At 62.2% G+C, this 790-nt stretch carries 1 protein-coding gene; it reads right to left on the bottom strand.

The genetic code is table 11. The features are described 5' to 3' along the window. Window positions 1-689 (bottom strand): cation:dicarboxylate symporter family transporter (locus tag QN222_RS30215; RefSeq protein WP_284005755.1); only part of this gene is annotated, 689 nt, incomplete at its 3' end. Window positions 690-790: the final 101 nt, after the last annotated feature.

Raw genomic sequence — 790 nt, 5'->3', positions numbered from 1 at the left:
GCGAGATTGGCGATCGACGCCACGCCGTACTTGCCGATGGTGAAGGCCATCGCGCCGAAGGCGCCGACCGGGGCGGCCTTCATCAGGATCGCCACCAGGCGGAAAATCGGCAGCGTCAACGCATGCAGGAAATCGACCACGGGCTGGCCTTTTTCGCCGACCATGGCAAGCGCGATGCCGAACAGGACCGAGATGAACAGCACCTGCAGGATGTCGCCCTCGGCGAAAGCACTGACCAGCGTCGTCGGAATGATGCTCATGAGAAAGCCGGTGACCGACTGTTCATGCGCCTTCTCAGTGTAGGTGGTGACCGCCTTCATATCGAGCGAGGCCGGATCGATATGCATGCCGGAGCCAGGCTGGACCACATTCGCGACCACCAGACCGACGACGAGCGCGAGCGTCGAGAAGGTCAGGAAGTAGATCATCGCCTTGCCGGCGACGCGCCCGACCTTGGCGAGATCGGTCATGCCGGCAATACCGGTCGCGACCGTCAGGAAGATGACCGGCGCGATGATCATCTTGACGAGCTTGATGAAGGCATCGCCTAGCGGTTTGAGCTCGGTGCCGACATCCGGATAGAAATGCCCGAGCAGGATGCCCGCAGCGATCGCCGCGAGGACCTGGACATAGAGATGCCGATAGAGCGGTGTCTTGCCGCGGACCTCCGCGGAATGTTGTGCGATCATGATATCCTCCACGCGGGCCTAGTCCGGCAACAGGCCGGGCCTCCCAGGCCACTTTTCCGAAGACCGACAGCACCCGGCTGTCATGCAGAGGGAATTGCAAC

Source organism: Sinorhizobium sp. 6-70, assembly GCF_030124375.1.
Taxonomy (GTDB): Bacteria; Pseudomonadota; Alphaproteobacteria; order Rhizobiales; family Rhizobiaceae; genus Sinorhizobium.
This window is presented reverse-complemented; position numbering and strand designations above follow the sequence as displayed.